The organism is Streptomyces sp. RP5T (assembly GCF_003933965.1).
Lineage (GTDB): Bacteria > Actinomycetota > Actinomycetes > Streptomycetales > Streptomycetaceae > Streptomyces.
In genome coordinates, this window is record NZ_RSAJ01000475.1 from 1 (window position 1) to 6,482 (window position 6,482).

The 6,482-nt window shown below is 69.7% G+C and carries 5 protein-coding genes; 4 read left to right on the forward strand and 1 reads right to left on the reverse strand.

Going from position 1 to position 6,482, the window contains the following annotated elements:
* Window positions 1-243: 243 nt before the first annotated feature.
* Window positions 244-1,266: a LacI family DNA-binding transcriptional regulator gene (locus tag EHS43_RS33830; RefSeq protein WP_125194471.1), complete on the forward strand. Its 1,023-nt coding sequence runs from the start codon at window positions 244-246 to the stop codon at window positions 1,264-1,266.
* A 217-nt stretch (window positions 1,267-1,483) separates the two neighbouring features.
* On the forward strand, window positions 1,484-2,623 hold the full coding sequence (locus EHS43_RS33835) for a cellulose binding domain-containing protein (protein ID WP_125194472.1): 1,140 nt from the start codon (window positions 1,484-1,486) through the stop codon (window positions 2,621-2,623).
* A 148-nt stretch (window positions 2,624-2,771) separates the two neighbouring features.
* Here EHS43_RS33835 and EHS43_RS33840 read toward each other — a convergent pair whose 3' ends face one another.
* On the reverse strand, window positions 2,772-3,911 hold the full coding sequence (locus tag EHS43_RS33840) for a CdaR family transcriptional regulator (protein WP_125194473.1): 1,140 nt from the start codon (window positions 3,909-3,911) through the stop codon (window positions 2,772-2,774).
* A gap of 86 nt (window positions 3,912-3,997) precedes the next feature.
* On the opposite strand from EHS43_RS33840, the gene EHS43_RS33845 reads away from it, so the two are divergent.
* Window positions 3,998-5,053 carry a ferredoxin reductase gene (locus EHS43_RS33845; protein WP_125194474.1) on the forward strand — a complete coding sequence of 352 codons (1,056 nt, stop codon included), beginning with the start codon at window positions 3,998-4,000 and terminating at the stop codon, window positions 5,051-5,053.
* A gap of 7 nt (window positions 5,054-5,060) precedes the next feature.
* On the forward strand, window positions 5,061-6,182 hold the full coding sequence (locus tag EHS43_RS33850) for an acyl-CoA desaturase (RefSeq protein WP_125194475.1): 1,122 nt from the start codon (window positions 5,061-5,063) through the stop codon (window positions 6,180-6,182).
* The last annotated feature ends 300 nt before the right edge of the window (window positions 6,183-6,482 follow it).

The window sequence follows — 6,482 nt, forward strand, 5'->3', positions numbered from 1 at the left end:
CCCCCCCCATGAGCCGCCCGGCTTTCGGCCGTCGGTCCCAGAGCCCCAACCGGACTGAGGTCAGCCGGAGCCAGGGACCGCGATCGCTCCGACCGCTGACCGGTCTCCGGTGGCGCCACACCGATCGGGAGCGCTCCCAATCCCTGGGTACAGGACGACAGTCCGTCACCAAACCCACCGGTGAAGTCGTGTGCGCGATCCCCTCCGGCCGGTAAGATCGGTGATCTCTTGGGGGGAGGTGGCATGGGCAGGCGACGCCCGGGGGCACCGACGCTGGAGGAAGTGGCCGCCCACGCACGGGTGGGACGCGGCACTGTCTCGCGCGTCATCAACAACGCCACAGGCGTGAAGGAGTCGACGCGCCGGGCCGTGCAGCAGGCCATCGACGAACTCGGCTACGTGCCCAATCTCGCGGCCCGTTCCCTCGCGGGGCGGCGCGCCGACGCTGTAGCCCTGGTCATGACCGAGCCGGACTGGCGGCAGTTCGCGGAGCCCTTCTTCTCCGAGATCGTCACCTCGCTCGGGGACGCCCTGACGGACACCGGAATGCAGCTGCTCCTGACCCTGGTCCGCTCCGACGCCGAACGACAGCGCTTCCTCGAGTACGCGCGCGGTGGCCGGGTCGACGGCGTCCTGCTGATGTCCGTGCACGCCGGCGATCCACTGCCGGACATGCTCGCCGAGGCCCGCCTGCCGACCGTACTGCTGGGACGCCGCTCGGGCGACGAATACGTCAGCTACGTCGACATGGACAACGTCGGCGGAGCGCGCAGCGCCGTCTCCCACCTCGTCCAGCGGGGTCGCAGGGTCATCGCCACCATCACCGGGCCCCTCGACCTGCACGCGGCACAGTGCCGGCTGCGCGGCTACGAAGAGGCACTCGCGCTGGCGGGCCTCGACGTGGTGCGGAGCCTCGTCGCCGAGAGCGACTTCACGGCGGAGAGCGGTCGCCTCGCCATGGCCGAACTACTTCAACGGCACCCGGACATCGACGGCGTCCTCGCGGCGTCGGACACCACGGCCGCCGGAGCCCTGGAGGCCCTGCGCGCGGCCGGTCGCCGGGTGCCCGAGGACGTCGCCGTGATCGGCTTCGACGACTTTCCGCTGGCCCAGCGGACCGAACCACAGCTCACCACGGTCCGTCAGCCGATCGAGGAGGTCGGACGGGCCATGATCCGGCTGCTCCTGGAGGAGATGGAGGAAGGTGCCGTGGCCTGGCGTCACACGATCCTCCGTACGGAGCTGGTGGTCCGCGAGTCCACCTGAGGTCCGCCCGCCGATCACCGGAGACGGCCCCGGTAACGCACCGCCCCCTACCTGACCTGCGTCTCCCAAATCGGCCCGACCTGTTGCTGTCGAGACCCTTGTCATGCACCTGAACCGTGCCTACAGTCCTGCCGGAAACAGGATTGGGAGCGCTCCCAATCCATCAGCTCACGGGAACCCTTTCCCGCGGTCTCCCCCACCCCTGAAGAGGATCCGCATGCGTCCTTCCCCGCATCATGCCCGCCGCGCGCGTGGCCTGCTCGGCGCGCTGCTCACCTCGCTCGTCTCGCTCGCCGCACTGCTGACCACCACCCCCGCCGCGCAGGCCGACACCACGATCTGCGAGACCTACGGCTCGACGACCGTCCAGGGTCGCTACGTGGTCCAGAACAACCGCTGGGGCACCAGCGCCACCCAGTGCATCACCGCGACCGACTCAGGATTCAGGGTCACCCAGGCCGACGGGTCCGTCCCCACGAACGGCGCCCCGAAGTCGTACCCGTCCATCTTCAACGGCTGCCACTACACGAACTGCTCGCCGGGGACCAACCTCCCCGCGCAGCTCAGCACCATCTCCAGCGCCCCTTCGAGCATCTCCTTCACCTACGTCAACAACGCGGTCTACGACGCCGCGTACGACATCTGGCTCGACCCCACACCCCGCACCGACGGCGTGAACCGCACCGAGATCATGATCTGGTTCAACAGGGTCGGATCCGTCCAGCCCATCGGCTCCCCCGTCGGCAACACCAACGTCGGCGGCCGCGACTGGCAGGTGTGGACCGGCAGCAACGGCTCGAACGACGTGATCTCGTTCGTCGCGCCGTCGGCGCTCAGCAGCTGGAACTTCGACGTGATGGACTTCGTCCGGCAGGCCGTCTCCCGCGGACTCGCCCAGAACAACTGGTACCTGACGAGTGTTCAGGCCGGCTTCGAGCCCTGGCAGAACGGTGCGGGCCTCGCCGTGAACTCGTTCTCCTCCACTGTCAACAAGGGCTCTTCCAGTGACCCGGGAGGCCCTGGCACCCCGGGAGGCTCCACGGCCTGCAAGGTGGCGTACGCGACGAACGCCTGGCAGGGCGGTTTCACCGCCGACGTCACCCTCACCAACACCGGCAGCACCACCGTCAACGGCTGGAAGCTCGCGTTCACCCTCCCCTCCGGGCAGCAGATCACCAGCGCCTGGAACGCGACCCTGTCCGGATCCTCGGGAGCGGTCACGGCGAGCAACGTGAGCCACAACGGCGTGCTGGCGGCCGGCGGCCAGGCGACCTTCGGGTTCCAGGGCACCTCCAGCGGCTCCTTCAGCAAGCCCTCCGCCTTCAGCCTGAACGGCACCGCCTGCACCACCGCGTGATCCACGTCCGCCCCCCGACACGCATCGCCGCGCTGGGCAGCGAGTGACGAGCGGGCGGACGACAGCTCCACGGCGGGGCCCACCCGCCGTGGAGCCGATCCGGACGAAGGAGGCAAACCAAGCCGACGTGAGTCGGTGGAAGTGCGTGTCAGCCGGCCCGAAGACCGACCGCCAGGGTCAGTTCGAGGACCCGCTGCGGCGATGTGAGATCAGGGAACAGTTCCCGTACCTGCGCCATCCGGTACCGGACCGTCTGAGGGTGGACGAACAGGGCCGCCGCCACCTCGTCCCGTCGGCCCTGATGCAGGAGCCACGCCCGCAGCGTCTCCTCCAGCCGCTGCGCGGTCGCCTCGGGCAGGGTCCGCAGCGGTGCGAGGGCTCGGGCCCGCAGGTCTGCGAACGCGTCCGCGTCGGCGCTCAGCACCAGCTCCGGCAGGTGGTCCTCGGTGTCGCGGATGTCGGAGGACAGGGAGCGGGCGCGAACGGCTCGGGCGTAAGAGGCGGACGCCCGCGTCCATGGCCGGGCCGGGCCGACCACGGCGGTGCGGTCGGTCAGCTGCCGCAGGAGATGCGGGCGGTCTGCGTCGGGAACGAGCAGCACGCCGAAGGCGTCCGGCAGATCGTCGAGGACCAGGGTGCCCGGGTCGAGCACCCGGCAGGCGGGCCGGGCCTGAGCGGCGGGCAGCAGAACCGCGGTCAGCGAGACCGGAGGCTGCCAGCCGGCCCGTTGAGCGGAGACGAGCAGCACGTCCGGGCTCGCGCCGGCGATGAGGTCGCGGGCCAGGTGTTCCAGGTGGCGCTCCTGGGCCCGGCCCTGCGCGGCCAGTTCGTCGGCGTGGCCCGCTGCGCTCGCGGCGGAGAGCTCGTCGATGTAGGCGAAGGTCAGCTCGGCGAACTTGGCGACCTCGGCGGCCGGCAGTCCCGCGGGTACGGCGCCCGCCGCCAGACAGCGCCAGGCCACACGGGCACCCACGCGGTAGGCGCTGAGCAGGGCGTCCATCGAGCGGCCGTCGCGGACCTCGCCGCGGCCCAGCTCGTAGGCCGCGTCTCCGGCGTCACCGCCTGTGGCGTTCCCGCTCGCCAGGTCCAGGTAATGCCCCAGGGCCGTGCGGACGGCCCGGCGGATGGTGCCGCCCATGCTGCCCGAAAGCGCGTTGGCATAGGGAGGAACCTCGTCGATGATGGCCTGGACGACCTCGTCGGCGGTGGTCCTCAGCTCGGCCCGCAGTGCGGTGACCGTCCTCTCGTCCAGGGCCAGTTCACTGGCCCTCTGGATTGCATGGCTCATTTTTTGTTCCCTGCGAACAATTCGGGCGACCAGATTCACGTCCTGCGGTCAGGACTTTACGCCTTTGGGCACAGCAAGCTGGGGCCATGACGAGTACAGCCCTCCGCAGCAGGGCGTGGAAACTACTGGAGATGGTCACGACGCCGCTGCTGCCGTCGGACTACCTCGACCTGGTCAGCCCGCTGCGAGCGGGCGCCGACCTGCGTGGGCGCATCGAGGCCGTGCATCCCGAGACGGATGACGCCGCGACCATCGTGATCAGGCCGGGACGGGGCTGGCGTGGACACACTGCCGGCCAGTACGTACGGGTCGGCGTCGACGTCGACGGTGTGCGCCTGTGGCGTGCCTACTCGGTCACCTCCCCGACGGACCGGCGCGACGGCCGCGTCACGATCACCGTGAAGGCGATCCCGGACGGCAAGGTCAGCAACCACCTGGTCCGCAGGGCGAAGCCGGGCACGCTGATCCAGCTCGACCAGGCGACCGGTGACTTCGTGCTGCCGAAGGCCAGGCCCGCCAAGGTGCTCTACCTGACGGCCGGCAGCGGCATCACCCCGGTCATGGGCATGCTGCGCGACACCGAGTTCGACGACGTCGTCATGGTCCACAGCGCGCCACAGCCGCAGGACGTGATCTTCCGCAACGAACTGCACGACCTGGTCGCCGACAAGAAGCTGCGCCTCACCGAGGTGCACACCGACACCGACGGCATGCTGGACATCGCCCGTCTCGACGAACTCGTGCCCGACTGGGCCGAGCGCGAGACCTGGGCCTGCGGGCCCACGGGCCTGCTTGACGCCGCCGAGAAGCACTGGAGCGAGCACGGCGTACCGGAGCGCCTGCACACCGAACGCTTCCGCCCCGGCATCGTCGTCGCCGGTGACGGCGGCGAGGTCACCTTCAGCACGACCGGCAAGACCGTCGCCGCGGACGGCGCCACGCCGTTGCTGGACGTCGGCGAGGAGTCCGGCGTGCTCATGCCCTCCGGGTGCCGTATGGGCATCTGCTTCGGCTGCGTCACACCGCTGAAGGCGGGTGCCGTACGCGACCTGCGCACCGGCGAGATCACCGAGGCCGAGCCGGGCGTCCTCATCCAGACCTGTGTGTCCGCCGCCGCGGGCCCTTGCAGCATCGAACGGTAGGAGCACTTTGACCGCCATCGACCCCACCGCCCACCTGACCGCGGAGCAGATCGAGGAGCTCGGCCGCGAGCTGGACGCGATCCGCGACGAGGTGATCGCCGGCCGCGGAGAGGAGGACGCCGCCTACATCCGGAAGGTCATCTCCGCCCAGCGCAAGCTGGAGCTGGTCAGCAGGGGCGTTCTGCTGTTCTCGATGTTCCCGCCCGCGTGGCTGATCGGCACCGCCGGGCTCTCCGTGGCGAAGATCATGGACAACATGGAGATCGGGCACAACATCCTGCACGGCCAGTGGGACTGGATGCGGGACCCGAAGATCCACTCCACCACCTGGGAATGGGATCACGTCTCGCCGGCGGACCAGTGGAAGCACTCGCACAACGAGCTGCACCACACGTACACCAACGTGATCGGCAAGGACAACGACCTCGGCTACGGCATCATGCGCGTCGACGAGGACCAGAAGTGGCACCCCTTCCACCTCGGCCAGCCGCTGTGGAACTTCATCAACGCCTGCTTCTTCGAGTACGGCATCGCGGCCTACGACCTGGAGCTCGGCAAGAACCTCCACAAGCGCCGCCGCAAGAACCCGGAGTTCCGCGCGCAGGCCAGGGCCGTGGGCCGCAAGATCCGCAAGCAGGTGCTCAAGGACTACGTGATCCACCCGCTGCTGTCGGGCCCGTCGTTCCTCCCCACGCTCGCCGCCACGTTCACCGCCAACCTGGTCCGCAACATCTGGTCCCACTCGGTGATCATGTGCGGGCACTTCCCCGAGGGCGTGCAGGTCTTCGAGCGCCGGTCGATCAAGGGCGAGACGCGCGGCCAGTGGTACCTGCGCCAGATGATGGGCTCGGCGAACATCAGCGGCAGCAAGGCCATGCACTTCATGACCGGCAACCTGTCCCACCAGATCGAGCACCACCTGTTCCCGGACCTGCCGAGCAACCGGTACGCCGAGGTCGCGGTGAAGGTGCGCGCGCTGTTCGAGAAGTACGAGCTGGAGTACGTCACCGGGCCGCTGCCCAAGCAGGTGTTCTCCGCCTGGCGCAAGGTCTTCCGGCTCTCGCTGCCCAACAAGAAGAAGCCCCAGGTCGAGACGCCGGTCCGCGAGCAGGAGCTCATCGCGGCCTGACGCCCGGTCTTGCGGTACGCCGGTCTTGCGGTACGTCGGCGGCCGGGACCGTACGGTCGCTGTGCCGAGGGCGGGCCTGCACGGGAGGCACCTGGGGGCTGTGCCGCGGGCGCTGCCGGAACCGTGCTCGCCGGCCCCCGTCTCTGCCGGCGCGGGTCGGATGGTGCGGCGAGCTCAGCCTCCTCGGCCTGGCGGCGTTCGGTGGTCGAGGGGAGCACGAGAGCCGAAGTCCTCTCCGGCAGAGCGCCAACCGCGGGGAATCGGGGCGACGGGACGCAGGTGGATGCGGGGGTCGTGTCC

What these genes read in the sequence shown, in the direction of transcription:
- EHS43_RS33830 (WP_125194471.1), top strand. Translation starts at nt 244, where the DNA reads ATGGGCAGGCGACGCCCGGGGGCACCGACGCTGGAGGAAGTGGCCGCC.
- EHS43_RS33845 (WP_125194474.1), top strand. Translation starts at nt 3,998, where the DNA reads ATGACGAGTACAGCCCTCCGCAGCAGGGCGTGGAAACTACTGGAGATG.
- EHS43_RS33835 (WP_125194472.1), top strand. Translation starts at nt 1,484, where the DNA reads ATGCGTCCTTCCCCGCATCATGCCCGCCGCGCGCGTGGCCTGCTCGGC.
- EHS43_RS33840 (WP_125194473.1), bottom strand. Translation starts at nt 3,911, where the DNA reads ATGAGCCATGCAATCCAGAGGGCCAGTGAACTGGCCCTGGACGAGAGG.